The organism is Nevskia soli DSM 19509 (assembly GCF_000711955.1).
Taxonomy (GTDB): Bacteria; Pseudomonadota; Gammaproteobacteria; order Nevskiales; family Nevskiaceae; genus Nevskia; species Nevskia soli.
This window is the reverse complement of sequence record NZ_JONR01000060.1, coordinates 1-20,456: the sequence shown is the minus strand read 5'-3', so window position 1 is coordinate 20,456 and position 20,456 is coordinate 1. Positions and strand designations below refer to the sequence as shown.

Below are 20,456 nucleotides of genomic sequence, written 5' to 3'. Positions count from 1 at the left end.
TGTGCATGTCGTGATGGACAACTACGGCACGCACAAGACCCCAGCGGTTCGATCCTGGTTTGCTCGCCACCCGCACTTCAAGCCCCACTTCACGCCCACCTCGGCCTCTTGGATCAACCAAGTCGAACGCTGGTTTGCGGACCTGACCCAGAAACAAATCCGGCGCGGGACGCATCGCAGCACGGTGGCGTTGGAAGCCGCCATCCGTGACTACCTGAATACCTACAACAAAAACCCACGGCCATTCGCTTGGACCAAGTCCGCCGACGACATCCTCGCTTCCATTAAGAGATTTTGTCAGCGAACTTCTAACTCAGGACACTAGGGCCTGTTAACGCTAATTTGAACCCCCTCCCTCCTGGAGGGAGTAGGGTGAGGGGGGGCATTATCTGAAGCGCGAACGTCAGATCGGGAGTCGCCGAATTACTCTGCCTCCTCAAACCGTCGCCGCCAACCCCAGCAGTTCCAGCAGCTTCTCGGACGGAATCGCCGGGTAGAACAGATACCCCTGGGCGTAATCCACACCGATCTCCCGCAGCACTTCCAGTTTGCGCCGGTCGTCGACGAACTCCGCCACCGTCCGCTTGCCGGTGGCGTGGGCCACCCGGTGTATGGCGCTGACGATCTCGCGCGAGGGGGTGTCGTGCGCGATCTGGCGCACAAAGCGTCCGTCGATCTTCACCTCGTCCACCGCCAGCGATTGCAGATAGCCGAACGAGCACAGCCCGGAGCCGAAATCGTCGAGGCTGAAGCCGCAGCCGATGGAGCGGAATTCCTCGATCGCCTCGGAAGCCACGTCGAGGTGTTCCACCGCAGTCGTCTCGGTGATCTCGAAACACAGCTGCCCGCGCGGCAGGCGGGCGCCGCGCACATCGTTGAACAGCCGGTACATGAAGTTGCCATCGGCCACCGATTTGGCCGAAAGGTTGATGGAAACGCTTTGCAGCCGCTCCATCGCTGCGCCGTTCTCCGCCAGCCAGGTCAGAATGTAGTTCGCGGCGAAGCCATCCAGTTCCGCCGCCAGGCCGAAGCGCTCCAGCGATTCGATCATCCCCCTGGGCAGCGGCATGACCACGCCGTTCTTCTCCATCCGCATCAGGAATTCCGCCTTGGCCAGGCGGGTCTCGCCGCCGCCGATGCGGAAGATCGGCTGTGGATGCAGGGTCAGCGCCCCCGCGGTCTGCAACTGGCGGAAGTCTTCGAGGTATTCCACGTTGACCAGCTGGGTGCGCCGCTCTTCGATGGCCGTGGAATGGACCACGATCTGGTTGAGGCCGCGGTACTTGGCATCCTCGCAGGCCAGCGCCGCCTGGCGCAGGAACTGCGTCCAGTCGCCGCCGGGTTTGCAGCAGGTCACACCGATCGAAACCGCCTGTGCCCAATCATTGGCATTGGGCTGGCGTGTCATCAGGGTCTCGCGCAACGCAATCGCCTCCTCCATGGCCGTCTGCGAGTGGTCGATGGGCTTGGCCACCACGAACTCATTGCTCCACAACCGTTCGCTGACGCTGTCGGCGCCGGCCCATTGGGCCAGCCGGTGGCCGAAATCGGCGATGACACGGTCAGCTACCTTGGGCCCGGCAGTCCGATTGAGGCCGCGCACGTTATGCAGGTCGACATGAAACAGAGCGGCATAAGGTGCGTAGCGCCAGCCTTGCAACTGTCGCAGCAGCTTGTCGTAAGAGGAAACAGCCATGGTCGATAGATTCGCGGTTGTTCCCCTGTATCGGCAGGGCGCCGCCGTGCTTGACCGCCTTCCGGCTCTCCGGGGCCTGTTGGAATGCCACCTGGCAACCGTTCGGCTACCGTCCGTCATGTGTCGCCGATTGATCAGGCGGGGGTGCGGCGGCGTGATCCCGGCGTTTTCCGTGGCACAGGTCTTGGAGGTACCCGGCCGAGCGATCCGCGTTGCCGCTGGGCGAGCCGCCGCTACCGTCCGAAGGGTAAGCGGGGGTATGAACCTGGTGTCAGTCTCATAGTTTGCAAATACGTATTCAACAAAACGGTCCGGGGAGTCGATGTCCGAGCTGTCCGCAAGCATTTTCGGGAGTTCCGGGTTCTTGCCACATGGCTTCTGTCTGGCCTGGGACCCGGGGCTGCTGTGGACGCTGGTCGTGTCCCACGCCGTCATCGGCCTCTCCTATTTCTCGATTCCGGTCGCGCTGATTCACTTCGCCCGGCGTCAGAGGCTGCTCAGGTACAACTGGGTGTTTCTGATGTTCGGCGCATTCATCCTGGCCTGCGGTACCAGCCACTTCATCAGTCTGTTCAACATCTGGTTTCCGGTTTACCGGTTCGATGCGGCAGTCCTTGCCCTGACGGCCGGCATATCGCTGGCCACCGCCATTCTGCTGTGGCCCCTGGTGCCCCGGGCGTCGGCCTTTCTGGATGAGGATCGCGGCGCCAGACAGGAGCTGGAGGCCGTCAACCTGCGCTTGAAGCAGTCGCTGGCGCTGCTCGAGCAGCGGCGGATCAAAGCGGAGGAAAGCGAGCGGCGCTTCCGCCTCAGTTTCGAGAACGCTTCCATTGGCAAGGCCGTAGTCGCCCTGGACGGGCGTTGGCTCGACGTCAACCACGCACTGTGCCAGATACTCGGCTATTCCGAGCAAGAGTTGCTGAAAGGTGACTTCCAGACGCTGACCCACCCGGATGACCTCGCGCGGGATCTGGCCAACGTCAAGGACCTGCTGACGGGGCGCAGCAACAGCTACAGCATGGAAAAGCGCTACTTCCACAAGCTCGGCCGCGAAATCAGCGCCCAGCTCGACGTCGCAATATTGCGCGACGAGCAGGGCCAACCGCTCTATTTCATTTCCCAGATCCAGGACATCACCGCACGCCGACAGGTCCAGATGGAATTGCAGGACAGCAAATTGCGCCTGGAAGCCGGCATGGCACGTCTGCAGCAGCGCAATGAGGAGATCACCAACCTCAGCGAACTCAGCGCCATCCTGCACAAGTGTCAAAATCTTGACGAAATGATGGCGCCGATGAATCGCTTCGGAACCATCCTGTTCCCGGGCCATTCCGGCGCCCTTTACCTGCTGCACCCTTCGCGCAACTACCTGGATTGTGCGCTCACCTTCGGCCAGCCCACCCTCGGCGATGCCGTGTTCGACATCAACTCCTGCTGGGCGCTGCGCCGCGGTCAGGTGCACTGGCACGGCGACAGTGGCCTGTGCTGCACGCATATCCGTACCGGTCCGGGGGAGCGCGAGATCACCTGCGTGCCGGTCATGGCCCAGGGGGAGATCATCGGCGTCGGTTACATCCAGTCCGATCAGCCCGCCGATCCGCGCACTTTTCAGGAAAACCGCCTGCGCATGGAACAGTTGTCGGTGATGGTGGCGGACCGTATCGGTATAGCCATTGCCAACGTCAAGCTGCGTGAGACTCTGCGCATGCAGTCCATCCGCGATCCCCTGACCGGCCTGCTCAACCGTCGTTACCTGGAAGAATCGCTGCCGCGTGAACTCGAACTCGCCCGCCGCGAACAGCAGCCGCTGGCGGTGCTGATGATCGACGTCGACCACTTCAAGCACTTCAACGACACCTACGGCCACGATGCCGGCGACCAGGCTCTGCGCCTGATCGGCCAGCAGTTCATGACCGAATTCCGCGGCAGCGATATCGCCTGCCGTCTTGGCGGCGAGGAATTCGCCATTATCATGCCGCGCACCGGCCTGGATCAGGCCCGGCAGCGCGCCGAGATGTTGTGCGAGAAAGTGCAGCAGCTCAGCTTCAGCCATCACGGCACAGTCGTCACCAACATCACCATCTCCGTCGGCGTCGCCTGCCACCCCGAACACGGCCAGATCATGGCCAGGCTCGTTGCTTCCGCTGACCAGTCCCTCTATCGCGCCAAGCGTGCCGGCCGCAACCGAATCGTCTGCAGCACGCCCGCGGACGCCGCCTGAGCCATGCAAAGCACGAGGCTGGTCGAAGGGCGCAGCTACTATCGCCTGCGCTATCCGTCCCATCTTTGCCCGCTGCTCGCCATCGAAGGGGAGTCGCTGGCGGTGATCGACCTGTCGGAGAAAGGCCTGCGCTTCAGCTGTCCTTCACCGCAGCAGCACCAGATCGGCGCCGTCGTGGCGGCAACGGTCACTTTCCGGAACGGCCGCGCCTCGATGGTGGAAGGCGTGATCCTGCGGGTCACCACGCGCGATGTCGCCTTGTCTCTACGCCGAGGTTTCGATTTCCAGACCGTCGTCCGCGAACAGCGCACCCTGTTCGACAAAGTCCGCTACGCCTTTCATTGAGTCCTATTTTCGACCCACGATGCCGCTATGCAATGATCGGCGCATCGAGAATCGAGCAACGCAAAGATCCAGGGTGTACTCACCCCTCCCACGGAATAAGATTCACCGCAGGGCCGTTCCTGTGGCTTTTTCAGCTGTTGGCGGTAGCTCTACCGGCGGAATGCCGTTTCGCAAGGTGCGCGCAAGCTCATTTACACGCGGGCCGAACGTGTGGGCCGCTACCTCGTAGGCAGTGATGCTCAGGCAGGCATGAGGAGCCTGACCAATCAATTTTTCCATTTGTGCGAACGTACTCTCAGCGCCACGGCCTCCTAGTGTGCAGAAGAACGCTGCGGAGCGCAGGCGGCTCGCGTACTTCAACAAGTAGGCGCGCACCGGCGAGGAGACCGAGCCAGCCCACACCGGCGTTCCGATTATTACGAGCTGGTAGCCTGATGGGTCCTTTGTTGTCGGCGCGATCACCGAAGGGCGCTGCCGGAGTGCTGCGATCAGCGAACGCAGATATCCGATCCTGCCGCTACGATCCCTAACATCAGTTATTTCCTCGATGTCGCAGCCCAATGCGGAAGCCAATGCTTCGGCGACCTCTCTTGTCGTTCCGGACCGCGAGTAGTAGACGACTAAAATGTTTGATTTGCTCATATATCAACCCGGCCTTGTGCGAAAAAAGTGTTGTCCTTCGCTCCGCAGCCCGCATTGATCTGTATCAAGCGCTGCATGGCGTCCACTGGCCATTTGTCTCCGAACACGCGTCATGCCGTGTGATTTGGCGGGAACTAGGAATAATCCTGGTGGTTTGGGCCGCTGAGTTGGTCTGGCAAGGGTTGCTGCATCCAGAAATAACGAGTGCAGGCGATCATCGAGTTGCCGGCGAATGTCGGCAAAGCACCTTGAATGGCCGAGCTCGCGAATCACTGAAAACACCGATCTCGGGATACCTATGCGGACCTGGATATCGTAGGAGGCTTCCAGAGCAACGCGGCAACTGGTCGGCATTGGATGCTGCTGCTAAATCCAAAAGCATGTCATTCAAGCCCGCCGCGGAACTGAACGGGGTCGCGTGACGTTCGACCAGGACTGAGTGCTCCAAGACGCGGTGCCTTGACGCAAGTCAATGCCGAACCGACATACTGCGACGTAAAACACAAACAAGATCGGAGGTGGCTTATGGACGTGCTGGCAAAAGAATGGCATTGGATGATAGGCGCAATACTCTTGGTGGTAGTAGTGGGCGTTGCTTGGCTACTCGCGCAAGGCGATAGCGGCAGGGCTCGGCACTAGTACCGAAAGTGTCTCCGTCGCATCGTACGGGGCAAGTATCTGGTGGCTTCGTCGGTAGCGCGGGCGAGGGTGGAGGTCGGTCCCTTATCGAATCCAGGGCCCGGCCAGCCTTGAAGCAGTCGCGTCTGGCGCGTCCGGCCGGCTTGAGATACGCGCCGGGCATCGAAGGTCTGCAGTCCGTCAACTATTTTGCTGCCTAGGTCTTCGGAAGCAGGCTTGATACGAATCATTGGCCTATTGGCCATATGAAGTAATCTGAATGGAATAACAGGTGCGGATTTGCCCGCGGGCAGGTCCCTACAAGGAGGCGAGGAAGCGGTATGCAGGCACAGTCCGAGCAGGACCTTTACTACGACGGCATACTGCGCGACAAGTACGCCAAGGGCGTCGAGCGCGGCGTGGCGGATGTGCTGCACCGCGTGGCTCGCGGACTGGCCAGGATCGAGCCGAAGACTGAGCGCGCCCGCTGGGAGGGGGCATTCTTCGAAGCGATGGAGGGCGGCTTCTATCCCGCCGGCCGCATCATGAGCGCGGCCGGCACCGATATGGACGCCACATTGATCAACTGCTTCGTGCAGCCGATAGGTGATTCCATTTCGGCCGTGGTGGATGGCAAGGTCGGAATCTACACCGCCCTGCTGCAGGCCGCCGAGACCATGCGCCGCGGTGGCGGTGTGGGTTACGATTTTTCAGCGATCCGGCCGCGCGGTGCGCGGGTGCACGGCACCCATGGCCGGGCCAGCGGCCCGGTGTCCTACATGCGCGTGTTCGACCGCTCCTGCGAAACCGTGGAGTCCGCCGGCGCGCGCCGTGGCGCACAGATGGCGGTGATGCGGATTGATCATCCGGACATCGAAGAGTTCGTCCGGGCCAAGGACATCCGCGCCCAGGCGCGACGCCTGCGCGAGGCCGGGTTCGAAGGGCGCGAGCTCGACGAGTTGCTGCAGAAACTGCGCACCCTGTCGAACTTCAATATCAGCGTGGCGGTCAGCGACGAATTCATGCGCCTGAAGCGCAGCGGCGCGGATATTGAGTTGAGCCACGTTGCCGAGCCCGATCCCGCCGAATTTCCGGAAGCCTATCGCCGCGGTGACGGGCGCTGGGTCTACAAGCGCGTCAAGGCGACCGAGCTGTGGGACCTGATCCTGCGCACCACCTACGACACGGCCGATCCGGGTGTGGTGTTCATTGACCACATGAATGCAGAAAACAATCTCGGTTATTGCGAACGGATCGAGGCGACCAATCCATGCGGCGAGCAGCCGTTGCCCGACTACGGCTGCTGCTGTCTCGGTTCTCTCAACCTCGCCTTGTTCGTGCTCAAGCCGTTTTCGGCGGCAGCGCAGTTCGACTGGAAGCGCTTGCAGCGCACCGCGTCGACCGCTGTGCGCATGCTCGACAACGTGCTCGAAGTCACACCCTGGCCCTTGCCCGAACAGCAGCGGGAGGCCGTCGCCAAGCGGCGTGTCGGGCTCGGCTTCACCGGCTTGGGCACAGCCTTGATGATGCTGCGCATCCGCTACGGCTCGGACGCCTCGATCAAGCTGGCGACACGGCTGGCGCGGACCCTGCGCGACAACGCTTACGGTGCTTCGGTGGCGCTGGCGCGGGAGCGCGGCGCTTTTCCCATGTTCGACGTTGCTCGCTACCTGGCAAGTCCCTTCGTGCAGCGCCTGCCTGAGCCGCTGCGCGCGCGGATCGCGCGCCACGGCATCCGCAACAGTCATTTGCTGTCGATCGCCCCTACCGGCACTATTTCGCTGGCTTTCGGCCGCAACGTCACCGGCGGCATCGAGCCGGCTTTCGCCTGGGAATATACGCGGCGCACTCGCGGGAAGGACGGGCAGGTAGTCGAGTATCCGGTTCAGGACTACGGCTATCGCCGCTACCTGGAGCTACACAGTGGCACCGCCAGGCTGCCGCCGTATTTCGTGAGTGCGCAGACCCTCAAGCCGCTCGATCATTTGCGCATTCAGGCGGCGGTGCAGCCCTATGTCGATTCCTCGATTTCGAAAACCATCAATGTGCCGCTCGATTGCGGCTTCGACGAGTTCAAGGAACTCTACGACAAGGCCTACGAATGGGGCTGCAAGGGTTGCACCACATACCGCCCCAATGATGTCACTGGTGTTGTTCTGAGCGTCGGCGCTGCCGCTCCGGCACAGGCCCCGACGCTGGCACTGAACCTGTCGAGCGCCGATCGTCGACTCAAGCTGCACAAATTGCCGGCCCCGCCGCTGGCCTCGTTGAAATGGCCAGGCCGGCCGGAGTTCTCGCACGGTAATCCGGCCTGGACCTACATGGTCGATGCCGGGCCCGGCTGCCGTTTCGCCGTGTTCGTCGGCAACACCGAGACCGGCGACTGTTTCCCGTTCGAAGTCTGGGTCAATGGTGCGGAGCAGCCGCGCGGCCTGGGCGCCATTGCCAAACTGCTGTCGATGGACCTGCGCTCGCGCGACCGTGCCTGGATCCGGCTCAAGCTCGAATCCCTGATCAAGACCCGCGGCAATCCGGTCACCGTGGCCTTGCCGCCCTCGGGCAAGGAGACGCTGATGGCCAGCCCCACTGCCGTACTGGCACGGCTGGTGCTCCTGCGCTGCAAGGAGCGGGGCTTGTTCGAAAAGATCGACGCCACCCCGGTGGTGGATTCATTGATCAGCGCCGAAGAACCGGTCACCGGCACCGAGGGCACCATGTCCTGGACAGTCGACGTGAAAAACCCCGCCACCGGCGAGGACTGCTCGCTGGTGCTGAAGGAGCTGCAACTGCCGGATGGTCAGCGCCTTCCTTATGCGATGGGCCTGTACGGCGACTACCCACGCGATCTCGACGGACTGTGTGGCCTGCTGTCGCTGGACATGCGCGTGATGGATGCCGCCTGGATCGGCGCCAAGCTGAAAAAGCTGCTGAACTTTCCGGAAACCGGCGCCAGCTTCCTCGGGCGCATCCCGGGGCAGGATAAGGGCCAGCTGTATCCCTCCACCGTATCGTACCTTGCGGCGCTGATTCTGCACCGCTATCAAATGCTGGGAATCCTGGGTGCCGACTGCCTGCCTCTGCAGCCGCTTGGCCTGTTGCAAGCCCCCGCTGCGCCCGAGGGCGGCGGCCAAGCGCTGCTTGGGGCTCCGTGCCCGGACTGCGGCGCCCATGCCGTGGTCAAGCGCGAGGGCTGCCAAGTCTGCACCAGCTGCGGCTGGACAGGTAACTGCGGCTAGGCTGCCTCAGGTTTAAGGGGTGGATCCCAGCGCGTCGCTGATATCCATCCGTGTGGGCATACCGCTACGAAGGCAACCTCCGGGTGCGTTGCCGGAGTGGCAGGCTGCACTCACAATCAAGCCTCTGAGGCAGACCCCGCCCTTACTCCGCGTGCAGAACGTGATCCCAGAAGGGCGTGAGCCTGCGGAATGACTTCCATGAGTCTTTAAGGTTCTTTATCGCTTTACGCTTTGGTCGATGGCTTCTGGAGATGGCGCGGGCTGCTGCCTTTCCGCGTGAAGGAAGACGCCTCTTGAGCTGGCCAGCGAGAGACCGGCTTACTATCGCATCCTGAATTGCCCCAAGCTGATCCTGTAGTTCGATGATCGCATCGACATACAAACGGGTGTCTGCCGCCGCGAAAGCCGGTTCAAGTATCTCGCTGGAATAACGCAGACGCTTCAGGCTCATGCGCAGCCGATGCAACGCCTTATTGTCCAGTCGGCCAACGTGTTGGCCGCGTTTTCTGACCTTCTTCAACTGCTGCTGGAGTATTCCGGCACCATAGACGCGCAATCGTCTCTTGGCCGAGGAGTCGAGTGCAATTGCTGCCCGCGTGTGCGTATTCGCACCCGCAGGCAATAGGCTGTTCAGCTGCCGCAGCCGACCCAGCAGCCTGGCACAGCGTGGAGAGCCCAAGGCCTGGCGGCATTGATGAAATGCCTTGCTTCTTTTTTCCGCCGACGCCAGATTGACGAGTTCCATGCCGGGCCTGTCATGCCTCCTGGCGGCTGCCACGGGCCGGCGATCTGCCATGAAGACATCCCATTCCCGGGCCGAAGCCAATCGATGCATCAGCCATTTCAACTCCCGGTCAAGGTCATTCAATCGCCGGGAGGGCACTTGTTCTGGAAAGATGGTCAGAGCGTTTCGCAAGCGCGTAATCGCGACTCGCAGATTATGGACTGCAGCGGCGGTACCGCTCTTTGCGGTCGCATGGGCCTTCTCAACGACCTGCATGGCCAACTTGGCTAGCAAACGCCGAGCAACAATGCCCGGGTCAGCCATGGCGCTGTCCTCAAGTGTCAGGTATGCCGAATTGGGTCGGGTCGATCCCATCGCCGAGGCATCCGAAGCGCAAAGTCAAAAAATACTATAGGTTTGCCGTGGTCGCGATGATCTACATCATTTTCCGATTACACTGAAAATCATCAACGCATCGAACGCTAAACACGACCCGAAACCATCATCGGCCTCCCGGTCGATCCGGGTGCGATTTGATGGCATCGATCTGATCGAGAAGATCCAGCGCCATGGCCGTGCCGGTCGCATTCGGGTCCAGATCGTGCGCCAAGCGGCGCGCGGACGCTCTTTGGGGACGTTCACGTTCAGATATCGATCTATCATCGCGGCGTCCCTGTTTGCGTCGATCCGCGTAACCCGCGGGTTGATGCTGCCGTAGCCACCTTGACGGGATCCCGCAGTCGATATCTCACGGACGCGTTTGACCGCGCGTGTCCCCATGGCTACGGAAAAAATGTGCCGAACGATATCCGCAAGATGCTCTGGCAGGCTCAATCAAGCGTCAATGACGCGCGACACATTCCACAATCGTCAGAATGCACAGACACCGGCGGTGTCAGATCTGTCGCTGCACCCGGGAGCGGCGACGGCGCGTAGCGGATGCTCGCGTTGATCGCAACATCGCCGCTCACTGCAGGGCTGGGAAGTCCCACCGTCCGGATCGGCCACGACTTGTCTTGCAAACTCAGGGCGGGCGCTGCCCCGGCGAGATCCATGCTCGTGCGCCAGTAAGCGTCAACGGTGCCCACGTCGCGCCAGTACGACCGGTGATCCGGGTGGCGGGGATCCCGGAAGCTGTGAGCGTACACGCGCCCTGACGCGATTGCCGCCGGAATGATGTCTTTACCAAAATCATGTGAGGAGCAGGTAGATGCCGCGTCGCTTTCCAGCGCCTCCAGCAGAACTCCGGTGTTGAATATGTAGATTCCCATCGACGCCAATGCCGCATTGCCTCCGCCGGGCATTGGTTCTGGAGCTTGGGGTTTCTCGACGAAGTGGCGGACCCGTCGGTCCGGATCAATCGCCATCACGCCAAAATTGCGAGCCTCCTCCAAGGTCACTTCGACGCAGCCGATGGTAATGTCCGCGCCACGCCGCAGATGATCGGCCAACATCGCCGCATAGTCCATTTTGTAGACATGGTCTGCCGCCAGCACCAGCACATATGACGGCGATAGGGCGCGAATGAGGTCACGGTTTTGGTAGACCGCATCTGCGGTTCCCAGATAGCCGCCAGCGTTGCGGGCGGGCAGTATGCGGATCGAGAAATCACGGCTTGGCGCTGCGGAAGCCCAGGCGCGCAGATGCGGAATCAGCGAGTGCTCCATGTATTGGGTCAGCACGCCGACTCTGGGAACCCCGGAGTTGAGGCAATTGGAAAGGGCGAAATCGATGATGCGGCACTTGCCGGCGATGGGTAAGGCTGGCTTTGCGCAGCGCTCCGTCAGTGCCCCCAGACGTGAGCCGCGGCCCCCGGCCAAGACCAACGCCAAAGTATCGCTCAGAGGTGCTCGGGTTGGATACGGAATGCGGCGGAAGGCCGCCCCATGCTGTCCGAGGTTCGCGCCTTGGTCGCTGTTGGATGGTTCAGTTGAGCCGATACCGTCCTGTTGTATTGTGCTGAACGCGTGCGGTACGTTCACGGCGGCACCCCTGAGTGGCATGGCGACACGAAGAAGAAATGCCGCCAGCGGACCCTGGCGATATGGGGCTTTATCATCTTCCAACGACTACCGATTGGAATTGATCTGGATCAATCCGGTGCGAATGACGCGTGAGAACGCGCGATGGATCGGTGCCTGCTCAGTCATTGATTGGGAGTTGATGGATAGGTGGGCCGCTTCAACCCCATCGAGCCGGGTTACGAATGCAAGACTGCAATACCAATGCGCCAGGGCAGCCCAGGCGGTATTTCGACGGCAATTGCGGGCAGCACATGAAAATCGGAGCGCGAATAAATCGATTCCCGATACCGGAATCAGCTTTTACCCGTCACCCGTCCCCACTCATCGGAGTAGTCATGGCCGCAGTGGTACCAGGCATTGATCTATATCAATGCGGCAGAATGCTCCAAACCAGATTATCTTCGGAAGCTTAATCCAGCGTTTCAAGTGCAAAGTCTGATTGCCGTCGTCTACAGGAGGAATCAGATCATGTATATGGAAGAATACCGAGACACCGTTGTCGTCATGGCGCAGCGCGGCGCTGTCGTCATAGAGGCGTCATCGTTGATGCGCGAGGGCCAGGGCGGGGCACTGGTGGTGCTTGATCCGGACGGTGACTCTTTGACTCCGGTGGGAATAGACACTGATCGTAACCGTGGTGGAAGTTCTGGCCAGGAGTTTTCGACAAGCGAGGCATTAGTCGTAAACATCATGCACTCCAGCATCGTCCCCGCAGGGTTGGATAGCGATCTTCTGGATGCCCCAAACCGAATGCGCTGCGAGGCGTCCGCCGAACGCCGGTGGTCAACGTATTCGGCGTTCGTTTGCTTTGTTCAGGTGGACGGTGCTTTGGACCTGCCGGCGGACGCGATCGGTCGCGTACCAAGTCATCCGGTGCCAGCAAGACAATAAAGTGCAGCGGCGGCACTGGTATGCGCCGCAGATCGATCTAGGAGTATTGCAATATGAAAACCGACGCGCAGCTGAAGAAGGACGTGGAAACCGAACTGGAATGGGACCCGGCCGTCGCTGCTGCCGGTATTGGTGTGGAGGTCAAAGGGGGCATCGTCACGCTTACCGGGCACCTGGAGAGTTATCCGGAAAAGATCGCCGCCGAAAAGGCTGCACAACGCGTCGCCGGGGTGAAGGGCGTGGCCGTCGAAATTGACGTCAAACTGCCAGGGTCGAGTTACCGTACTGACGCCGACATCGCCGCATATGCTACCGATGCCATTCGCTGGAACACGTCCGTTCCGCAGGAAAGGATCAAAATTAAAGTGGAAGGTGGCCGGGTCACACTATCGGGCGACGTCGACTGGAACTATCAGCGTACCAGTGCCGAATCCACGGTGCGTGATCTGATCGGAGTCAAGGGCGTGCTCAATCAGATCCAGCTCAAGCAAAAGATTTCGCCCGAAAACGTGAAGGCCAAGATCGAGGCCGCCCTGCAACGCGCGGCGCATCTGGATGCCAAGGCCATCAAGGTAGAGATCCTGGGGGGGACGGTGACGTTGGAAGGCTCTGTTCATTCCCTGGCCGAGCGCCGGCTGATAGAGAACGCCACGTGGGCGGCCCCCGGCGTATTGAAGGTGGTGGACGGGATCAGAATTGCGTAGCAAGGCCTTGCCAACCTCTTGAGGCCAGGTGCTTCGGGTTATTGATCGCAGGGCACGTGCAGCGGGGTTTTCGACGAATCTTCAGGAAGGCAGCTGCGCCAGTTCCCTGGTCCCGTCTAGTGTTCTGTCCGTGTTCAGATGGTTAATCAATAGCAAGCCAAGTCCGAACAGTATTGATCATATCAAAGGAGTGTTCATCTCATGTTGAATAGGCGAAACGTTGTTTGTTGCCTGGCGGTTGCATTGGTCGCATCTCTTTCTGCTTGTTCAGGCTCTGGCGAAACGCGCAATGAGGTGGCGCCAGCCGTAACCAGTCCGCCGCCGGCTACGACTGTGTCTGCTGAAGCGCCAGCGGCTCCGCTCCAGGCAGATATCACCCAACACTCCGTTTACTTCGACTTTGACAAGAGCGACATCAAGTCGGAGGGCCAATCTGTTATATCCAACTGGGCCAGCTATCTCACTTCGCATCCATCCGCACAGGTTCGCGTGGAGGGAAACTGTGACGAGCGAGGCACACGGGAGTACAACATCGGACTTGGCGAGCGCCGTGCCAACGCGGTGACCCAGGCGCTTGAAGCCAAAGGGGTGTCCGCCGCGCAGCTCACCGCCATTAGTTATGGCAAGGAGCGCCCCGTTGCGCTCGGTCACGATGAGGCATCCTGGGCCAAGAATCGGCGCGCCGATATAGTGCAGAAGTAGTTCCGTGTCTCAATTCAGGTCAGCGCATTGATGGCCTATTGTCGGGAGTGCTGCTCGAAAGGGCAGCACTTTCCGAAAAGCATATAAAGCTTGCATCATGACAATGACCACTAGCGATGCAGTGGGCGCGAGTCCGGTTGCACCTCTGGAAGCTGCTGCCGGGAAGTAAAGGGGACTCGGAGCGCCGGCGCTTCGTATGAAATTGTCGGTCTTGGACTTAACAACTCGGTAGCATAGCGCCGAGAGGGGACGCTTCAGCGTTGCTTGCGGCGAACTGCAGTGGATGATTCAGTGCCTCCGGGGGCTCGGTGCCAAGCGCACGATATAGCGCCTTTAGATGTGCGCGAAATAGGTGATCAAATTCCGCCACGGCCGCGCCGGGGTGGGGCATGCCCGGCCACCAGAACCAGTCGGAGCCTTCGCAGACGCCCATGGCGCGTTGTGCCGACGGAGACGGATGCGTGCTCGCATCAAAGCATCGTTTGGCTTCAATCAGCAAGTCCCAAGCGTGGTTCTTGCTACTGCTGCCGATCCAGGTCAACAGCTGTCCATAGACCCAGCTCCCTGCGCTTAGGCTGGGTAACTCCGGTAACGCCGCGGGATTCTCATCAAGATGGTTGGCAAACGTAGTCATACGCAGCCGCGGATGTGTTGTCAGTGCCAAATATAGTCCACGCACGAAGTCAATGCCGTTATCGGCATAGTATTCCCAGGGATTTTCGCCATCCAGCGCAAGGACCACGACTTGCCCGTTGCGCCGCTTCGAAAGCGAATCCAGATGATCGACGAGGTCCGCCACCGCGTGCTGCGGCTCCCAGTCCTTGTAAGTGAATCCAATGTTGTCCGACAATCCGTCATCGCGAAAGAAGCCGACCAGGGGAATGCCTTGCAAGCGACAGACGCAGGAGTCAGTTGCATCGCGGTCCGCAGCCTTTGGTGTAGATGCGCGCTGCACGGACTGGCTGCTGGCAAACCACGTGAACCCTGCGGATTGCAGCAAAGCGGCGGTATCTTGGGAAACCGCAGCTTCGGAAGGCCAGCAGCCACGTGGACGGATTCCGAAGACCTCCCAGAAAAGCTCCTGACCTTTGCGCAGATGCCACAGGGCGCGATCTCTTCCGCCGGGATAGGAGCTCGCCGGAAGGGGGACTCCGGGCGCTGCTTCCCGGGCGCTCTCGAAATCAACTAGGAGCGGCAGGATCGGGTGAAAGTAGGGACTCATGCTCAGTTCCACCTGTCCGGAATCTCCCAGTGCGCGGTAGCGTGGAACAATGCCGGAAAGCAGATCGGCAACCAGGGTCAGCAGCGAGACGCGATGCTCCGTGGAAAAATTGCGTCGGTGAACCATTAACGCAATGGCGCGAGAATCGGTGCGGCGTACCGATTCGCCTAGCCATATGAGGTGATACCAAATCACCATGTCGGTGATGGATTGCTCCGGCAAGCTGGAAACGGCAGCTTCACCCGCATCAAGCGCTGCGGAGACCTCCACGGCGAGCCGGTAATATTCTTCGTAACGGTACTTCGCATTGCGCTGGTGTCCATGCAGGCAGATTTCCAGCAAATGCACACGCATCGCACGAGGCGGTGGCGCGAGCAGAGCGGCCATCAGGGGCTCGGATGGCGGCGTTCCGTGTGCCAGTGCGGCCTGTGCCTGTTGTGCCAGTTCCAGCAACTGATCGAGCAGCACGGGTGAAAAGTTCACGACCGCGCGCGCCTCGGGTACTGCCTCGAGATGGGACGCCATGTCAGTGTAGGCCCGCAACCCATGCAGGTAGGCCCAGGGCAATGCCGGAATGCCTTCCACACGATATTCAGGCTGATGCATATGCCAAAGAATTGCCACCGGTGCGCGAGGGTCAGCGGGCACCCGGCAGCTCCTGCCCCAGCGATTCTGGTGTTACCAGAACAATGCCCTCCTCGCTGACTTCAAAGCGTTTGTGGTCGCGTTCCGGGTCCTCGCCGATCACTTCCCCGGCTTGGATCCTGCATCCGGACTCGACTATGGCGCGCCGTATGCGGCAATGAGGTCCAATATGAACCTTCGGAAGCACCACGCATTCGCGCAGGTCGCTATTGCTTTCCACTCGCGTGAAGGGAAACAGGAGTGAGTGCCTGACTGTGGCTCCCGATAGGATGCAGCCTCCGGCGATCATTGAATCCAGCGCCGTGCCGCGTCTATCCTTTTCATCGAAGACGAATTTCGCCGGCGGCGCCTGTTCCTGGTAAGTCCAGATCGGCCAGGCGTTGTCATAGAGGTCCAGCGGTGGGGTGACATCCGTCAGTTCCAGGTTGGCCTTCCAGTACGAATCGAGATTGCCTACGTCCCGCCAATACCCTTGCGAGTTTCCCTGCAGATCCTGGAACGGGAACGCATATACGCGGTGGCCGTCGGCCACCGCCGTGGGAAGCAGGTCCTTACCGAAATCGTGCGTGGAACCGGACTTTGTGCGGTCCTCCTGCAGCATTCGCAGGAGATAGTCGGTGTTGAACACGTAAATGCCCATGGAGGACAGTGCGTAGCCGGGTTTGCCCGGTATCGGCGTGGGATGCATCGGCTTTTCCTCGAATCCGCCGACCCTTCCGCTTTCATCCGTGGCCATGACACCGAATGAGCGCGCTTCATCTAGCGGCACCTCAATGCATCCGACTGTGACGTCGGCTTCCCGGTCGACGTGGTATCCCAGCATCACGCCATAGTCCATCTTGTACACATGATCTCCACCCAACACCAACACGAATTGGGGTGCATGCGCCTGGATGACTTCGATATTCTGGTAGACAGCGTCGGCGGTTCCCTCGTACCAGCCCGGTCCGGTGCGCTGCTGGGCAGGCAGAACTTCCACAAATTCGTTGAATTCCCGCCGCAGGAAGCTCCAGGCATCGCCGAGATGGCCGATCAATGAATGGGCCTTATACTGGGTCAGCACGCCAGCGCGGCGGATGCCCGAATTCATGCAGTTGGACAAGGGAAAATCGATCAGACGGTATTTCCCGCCGAAGGGCACGGCAGGCTTGACGCGATGACTGGTCAGTCCGCCCAGCCTCGTGCCCCTGCCGCCGGCCAGAACCAAGGCAAGAGTATCGCGGGTGAGCAAGCTGACGAATCGTTTGGAATACATCAAGCGTCTCCTGCGACAGCATCGGTCATGATGGGCGGCAGCTTAAGGGCGCTGTGCCTAAAACGGCATTTGGCGGTAGAGCAAAGGCGTGTGACGCGAGATGAACTAGCGACGCCATTCGGCGCGCATGCCGACACAGCTCGCGCGCCAGGGACAACCCGTTTCTGCGCAGGTCAGGCGTTGGTCGGTCCTATAACAGGGCTCGCGTCCGCTGCGCAGTTGCTGGTACAGCACCTGCCAGCGCTGGCGTGTGACATCGAGCTGGGTAACGCCATCACGCATAGACGAATGTGCCTGCGGCGTAAAAAATTCGGTATTTTGCATCGCAAGCCCTGATTATTCGATTTGCCATGAAATCCTCTCAATAGATGGGAATGCGTGCCTTGATCCAGATCAATCTGCATCGTTTGAGCGCGCCCAAGGGACAGGGTCGTCAATCGATGCCTTACTCTGCCGGCCGGGCCTCGATGCAGGGGATACAGTCAAGGCTGAAATGCCGGCACCGGAGCATGGACTCAACGTCCAGCAAGCTCCGGGATTGCGGGTTCAGTCTCCGGCGTCATGCCAGCGAATCAGTTCTAGCTCGAGTGGTACGGCGGCACATGGGTGAAACGGCACCACCCTGGGAGTGAAGTCGGTAGCCGGCCGCCGGGTCTGGACCTCAACAATGTACACATATGCATTCATGCCGCCTGGGATGGCGGAACCGCGGCGCATGACATGGGCTCCGGGTACATCATCGCCGGCCGCATCGGCATACATTTCCACAGAAACGCTATCGGGGAGAATCTCGCCGAGGTATAAATGCAAGCTGAAGCGCAGGCAATCTCCGTCACGCTGGTGCTCGTAGTTGCTGAAGCGGATTTCATGCCAGCCTGCTCGCAGGGCAGAGGCCCACGCGCGCAGTTCGGATGCCAACCTCGCGCCGTCCGCCAACCGCTGCGCAAATGCGGTTGCGGCGGGACAGTAAACGGATTCGAAGTATTCGCGTAGCATGCGGTTGCTGCTGAAGCGAGGAGCCAGTATCGACATGCTGGTGCGCATCATCGTCACCCAGCCCTGCGCGATGCCTTCGGCGTCGCGGGCGTAGAAAAGCGGCACCACTTCCTGCTCCAGTAGGCGATAGAGCGTTTCGGCTTCATTCGCATCAATGGCCGCCTCCTCGCCAAGAGCCGCGCCCTGAAGGCCCCAACCGACCTTGGGCGTATAGGCTTCCACCCACCAGCCGTCGAGTTCCGAAAGGTTGAGTCCGCCATTTACCAATACTTTCATGCCTGAGGTGCCGCAGGCTTCCCACGGCCGGCGCGGTGTATTGATCCAGACATCGATGCCCTGCACCATTTCCCGCGCCAGATCGATATCATAATCTTCTAAGAATACCACCCGACCGCGCACATCCGGCCGTTGGCTGAATTGCACCCACTGCCGGATCATGGTTTTTCCGGCCTCGTCCTGGGGATGCGCCTTGCCTGCGACGATGAACTGCACCGGGTGCTGGGTATTTCGCAGAAGGCGCGCCAGCCGTTCGGGATCGTGCAGCAGCAAGTTGGGACGTTTGTATGAGGTGAAACGGCGTGCGAATCCGAGGGTGAGAACGTTGGGATCCAGCACGTGTGTCGCTGCCTCGATCAAGGAGGCATCCCTGCCAGTCTGATGCAATTGCCGCGCAAGACGCTGCCTGGCACTGGTTACCAGGTCGGCTCGCTGTTTGCTTCTCAGGCCCCATAGCACCTGACTATTCAGCGCTTCGATCGAAGGGCCCATTTCGTCAAGACCACCATGCCAGCGGCGTTTACCGCAAGCCTCCGTCCATATCTCATCGGACCATGCAGAATCCCAAGATGGAACATGGACGCCGTTGGTGACGTACTCGACCGGTATTTCCTGCATTGGTCGCCTGGGGTACAAGCGCTGGTATAGATTCCGGCTCACGTCGCGATGGATCTGGCTCACGCCGTTGATTCTGCCGGCAGTGCGCAGTCCGAAATAAGAGGGATTAAAGGGTTCGGCGCCGTCGGATCTGTTGCATCTACCCAGGGCCAGGAAATCCTCCTCGCCGATACCGTGTTCCTCCAGGTAGTGCCGCAGATACTTGAGCACCATTTCGGTTGGGAAGGTGTCGAAAGCCGCAGCAACCGGCGTGTGCGTAGTGAATACATTGCCAGCCCTGGCGGTCCACAAGGCATCAAGGAAGCCGAGCTTCTTTTCCTGCATTAGGGCGCGAATGCGTTCCAACGCCACGAGAGCGGCATTGCCTTCATTGAAATGGCAGACCTCGGGAATGTAGCCGAGCGCCTCCAGTACACGCCAACCGGCGATACCCAAAACCAGTTGCTGTACGAATCGCGTTTCCAACCCCGCCGGATAAAGGGTGGCGGTGATGCCGCGATCCGCGGCGCTATTGCGCGGATCATTGCAATCAAGCAGCAGCAAAGATACTCGGCCGACCTGAACCTTCCAGACCTGCACGCTCAGGGAACGGCCAGGAAGCTCCAGCCGGATGCTGAGTTGCACTCCGGATGAGTCGAAAGCCGGGGCGACCGGCAACGTGCTTGGCACATTGGGCGGGAACAATTCGTGCTGATAGCCATCCGCGTCCAGTACCTGACGGAAATATCCCTCGCTGTACATAAGTCCAACGCCCACCATGGGGACCCCCAGGTCGCTGGCGGTTTTCAATGTATCTCCGGCGAGAATGCCGAGTCCGCCGGCATAAAGAGGCATCGCTTCGGCCAGGCCGAATTCCAGGCAGAAGTAGGCAACAAGGGGCGGCTTGGCGGATCCGAACTGGCTGCACCATGTCGGCTGTGTCAGGTATTCCATGCGGAGGGCGGTAACGCGCGCGAGATTCCGAAGGAAGGCCTCGTCGCGTGCGCACTCGTCAAGGCGCGCTTGCGGCACGGTTTGCAACAGTAACCAGGGATTGTGCGTGGCTGACCAGATGTCTGGCGCCAAATCCAGCCACAACCTGTCAGCGGCATGACTCCAGGTCCAGCGCACGTTGAGCGCCAGATCGGGCAAGCTTTCAAGGCCGGGCGGCATCGGCCGCGACACAATTTGCATGGTCAGGCTCGCTTTCTAAAAAATGTCCGTGTCTTGTTCCGAATTAGGTGAAGCCCGCATGAAGCCTAAGCCGGGCTGTAAGCGCCTCCCGCGGCCGTCGAACGCGGACGCGTGTTTACGGGAGCCTTGGGCTGCGACAATGCCGGATAGTCCACGTAGCCGGCGGAGCCGCCCTTGTAAAAGGTCTTTTGGTCGTAAGGCGTCAGAGCATGGCCCTTGCACAGGCGATCGACCAGATCCGGGTTGGAGATGAAAGGCTTTCCGAATGCGATCAGATCACCGCAATTCGCCTTGAGCGCCGCCTCCGCGCGGGCTTCGTCGAAACCGCCGCACAGGATCAGCGTGCGTTTGAACGATTCGCGCAAGCGGCGCAGCAAGGGGCTGTCGGCGTCATGGATCCAGTGGCCGTCCTGATCGTTCAGATGCAGGTACGCAGTGCCGAGCAGGTTGAGCTGTTCCGCCAAATAC

General features: G+C 60.5%; 16 protein-coding genes. 7 read left to right on the top strand and 9 right to left on the bottom strand.

What is annotated here, in order from left to right; genetic code table 11:
- Window positions 1-325: transposase (locus BP26_RS0121420; RefSeq protein ID WP_211255008.1), on the top strand; the 325-nt coding region annotated here is incomplete at its 5' end.
- A gap of 111 nt (window positions 326-436) precedes the next feature.
- Here the strand turns inward: BP26_RS0121420 and BP26_RS29785 are convergent.
- Window positions 437-1,696 (bottom strand): EAL domain-containing protein, encoded by a 1,260-nt coding sequence (locus BP26_RS29785; protein WP_029922606.1) that lies wholly within the window; start codon window positions 1,694-1,696, stop codon window positions 437-439.
- Window positions 1,697-2,060: 364 nt separating this feature from the next.
- Between BP26_RS29785 and BP26_RS0121405 the strand changes: the two genes are divergently transcribed.
- The gene (locus BP26_RS0121405) at window positions 2,061-3,917 is read left to right on the top strand and encodes a GGDEF domain-containing protein (protein ID WP_169740762.1); all 1,857 of its coding nucleotides are present in this window, start codon (window positions 2,061-2,063) and stop codon (window positions 3,915-3,917) included.
- A 3-nt stretch (window positions 3,918-3,920) separates the two neighbouring features.
- Entirely contained in the window at window positions 3,921-4,262 is a 342-nt protein-coding gene (locus tag BP26_RS0121400) for a PilZ domain-containing protein (RefSeq protein ID WP_029922603.1), read from the top strand.
- A 102-nt stretch (window positions 4,263-4,364) separates the two neighbouring features.
- Here the strand turns inward: BP26_RS0121400 and BP26_RS28910 are convergent, their stop codons facing one another.
- Window positions 4,365-4,904, bottom strand: coding sequence for a flavodoxin family protein (locus BP26_RS28910; RefSeq protein ID WP_084183314.1), 540 nt, complete (start codon window positions 4,902-4,904; stop codon window positions 4,365-4,367).
- Window positions 4,905-5,863: 959 nt separating this feature from the next.
- On the opposite strand from BP26_RS28910, the gene BP26_RS0121395 reads away from it, so the two are divergent.
- Complete coding sequence (locus tag BP26_RS0121395; RefSeq protein WP_029922602.1) at window positions 5,864-8,758, top strand: adenosylcobalamin-dependent ribonucleoside-diphosphate reductase; 2,895 nt, start codon at window positions 5,864-5,866, stop codon at window positions 8,756-8,758.
- A 142-nt stretch (window positions 8,759-8,900) separates the two neighbouring features.
- Here BP26_RS0121395 and BP26_RS0121390 read toward each other — a convergent pair whose 3' ends face one another.
- The 3 genes from BP26_RS0121390 to BP26_RS0121385 form a co-directional block, all read right to left on the bottom strand.
- The gene (locus tag BP26_RS0121390) at window positions 8,901-9,806 is read right to left on the bottom strand and encodes a CHAD domain-containing protein (protein ID WP_029922601.1); all 906 of its coding nucleotides are present in this window, start codon (window positions 9,804-9,806) and stop codon (window positions 8,901-8,903) included.
- A gap of 117 nt (window positions 9,807-9,923) precedes the next feature.
- Window positions 9,924-10,316: a hypothetical protein gene (locus BP26_RS29780; protein WP_157572685.1), complete on the bottom strand. Its 393-nt coding sequence runs from the start codon at window positions 10,314-10,316 to the stop codon at window positions 9,924-9,926.
- The gene (locus tag BP26_RS0121385; RefSeq protein ID WP_245611869.1) at window positions 10,313-11,464 is read right to left on the bottom strand and encodes a sugar phosphate nucleotidyltransferase; all 1,152 of its coding nucleotides are present in this window, start codon (window positions 11,462-11,464) and stop codon (window positions 10,313-10,315) included. The genes BP26_RS29780 and BP26_RS0121385 overlap by 4 nt, the downstream gene beginning before the upstream one ends.
- A gap of 399 nt (window positions 11,465-11,863) precedes the next feature.
- Between BP26_RS0121385 and BP26_RS0121380 the strand changes: the two genes are divergently transcribed.
- The 3 genes from BP26_RS0121380 (at window position 11,864) to pal (ending at window position 13,803) form a co-directional block, all read left to right on the top strand.
- A complete protein-coding gene (locus BP26_RS0121380; protein ID WP_157572684.1) occupies window positions 11,864-12,397 on the top strand; it encodes a CBS domain-containing protein in 534 nt (177 codons plus the stop codon).
- Between the two features lie 53 nt (window positions 12,398-12,450).
- Window positions 12,451-13,101, top strand: coding sequence for a BON domain-containing protein (locus BP26_RS0121375; RefSeq protein ID WP_029922598.1), 651 nt, complete (start codon window positions 12,451-12,453; stop codon window positions 13,099-13,101).
- Between the two features lie 333 nt (window positions 13,102-13,434).
- Window positions 13,435-13,803 carry a peptidoglycan-associated lipoprotein Pal gene (gene pal / locus BP26_RS0121370; protein ID WP_245611868.1) on the top strand — a complete coding sequence of 123 codons (369 nt, stop codon included), beginning with the start codon at window positions 13,435-13,437 and terminating at the stop codon, window positions 13,801-13,803.
- A gap of 217 nt (window positions 13,804-14,020) precedes the next feature.
- On the opposite strand, the gene BP26_RS0121365 is transcribed toward pal, so the two are convergent.
- The 4 genes from BP26_RS0121365 to BP26_RS0121350 form a co-directional block, all read right to left on the bottom strand.
- Window positions 14,021-15,673, bottom strand: a complete 1,653-nt coding sequence (locus BP26_RS0121365; RefSeq protein WP_029922596.1) for a glycoside hydrolase family 57 protein — start codon at window positions 15,671-15,673, stop codon at window positions 14,021-14,023.
- A complete protein-coding gene (glgC, locus tag BP26_RS0121360) occupies window positions 15,663-16,925 on the bottom strand; it encodes a glucose-1-phosphate adenylyltransferase (protein WP_029922595.1) in 1,263 nt (420 codons plus the stop codon). The genes BP26_RS0121365 and glgC overlap by 11 nt, the downstream gene beginning before the upstream one ends.
- Before the next feature lie 546 nt (window positions 16,926-17,471).
- Complete coding sequence (glgP, locus tag BP26_RS0121355; RefSeq protein WP_029922594.1) at window positions 17,472-19,988, bottom strand: alpha-glucan family phosphorylase; 2,517 nt, start codon at window positions 19,986-19,988, stop codon at window positions 17,472-17,474.
- Between the two features lie 65 nt (window positions 19,989-20,053).
- Window positions 20,054-20,456: oxidoreductase (locus BP26_RS0121350; RefSeq protein WP_029922593.1), on the bottom strand; the 403-nt coding region annotated here is incomplete at its 5' end.

What these genes read in the sequence shown, in the direction of transcription:
- BP26_RS29785 (WP_029922606.1), bottom strand. Translation starts at nt 1,696, where the DNA reads ATGGCTGTTTCCTCTTACGACAAGCTGCTGCGACAGTTGCAAGGCTGG.
- BP26_RS0121400 (WP_029922603.1), top strand. Translation starts at nt 3,921, where the DNA reads ATGCAAAGCACGAGGCTGGTCGAAGGGCGCAGCTACTATCGCCTGCGC.
- BP26_RS28910 (WP_084183314.1), bottom strand. Translation starts at nt 4,904, where the DNA reads ATGAGCAAATCAAACATTTTAGTCGTCTACTACTCGCGGTCCGGAACG.
- BP26_RS0121395 (WP_029922602.1), top strand. Translation starts at nt 5,864, where the DNA reads ATGCAGGCACAGTCCGAGCAGGACCTTTACTACGACGGCATACTGCGC.
- BP26_RS0121390 (WP_029922601.1), bottom strand. Translation starts at nt 9,806, where the DNA reads ATGGCTGACCCGGGCATTGTTGCTCGGCGTTTGCTAGCCAAGTTGGCC.
- BP26_RS0121375 (WP_029922598.1), top strand. Translation starts at nt 12,451, where the DNA reads ATGAAAACCGACGCGCAGCTGAAGAAGGACGTGGAAACCGAACTGGAA.
- glgC (WP_029922595.1), bottom strand. Translation starts at nt 16,925, where the DNA reads ATGTATTCCAAACGATTCGTCAGCTTGCTCACCCGCGATACTCTTGCC.
- glgP (WP_029922594.1), bottom strand. Translation starts at nt 19,988, where the DNA reads ATGCAAATTGTGTCGCGGCCGATGCCGCCCGGCCTTGAAAGCTTGCCC.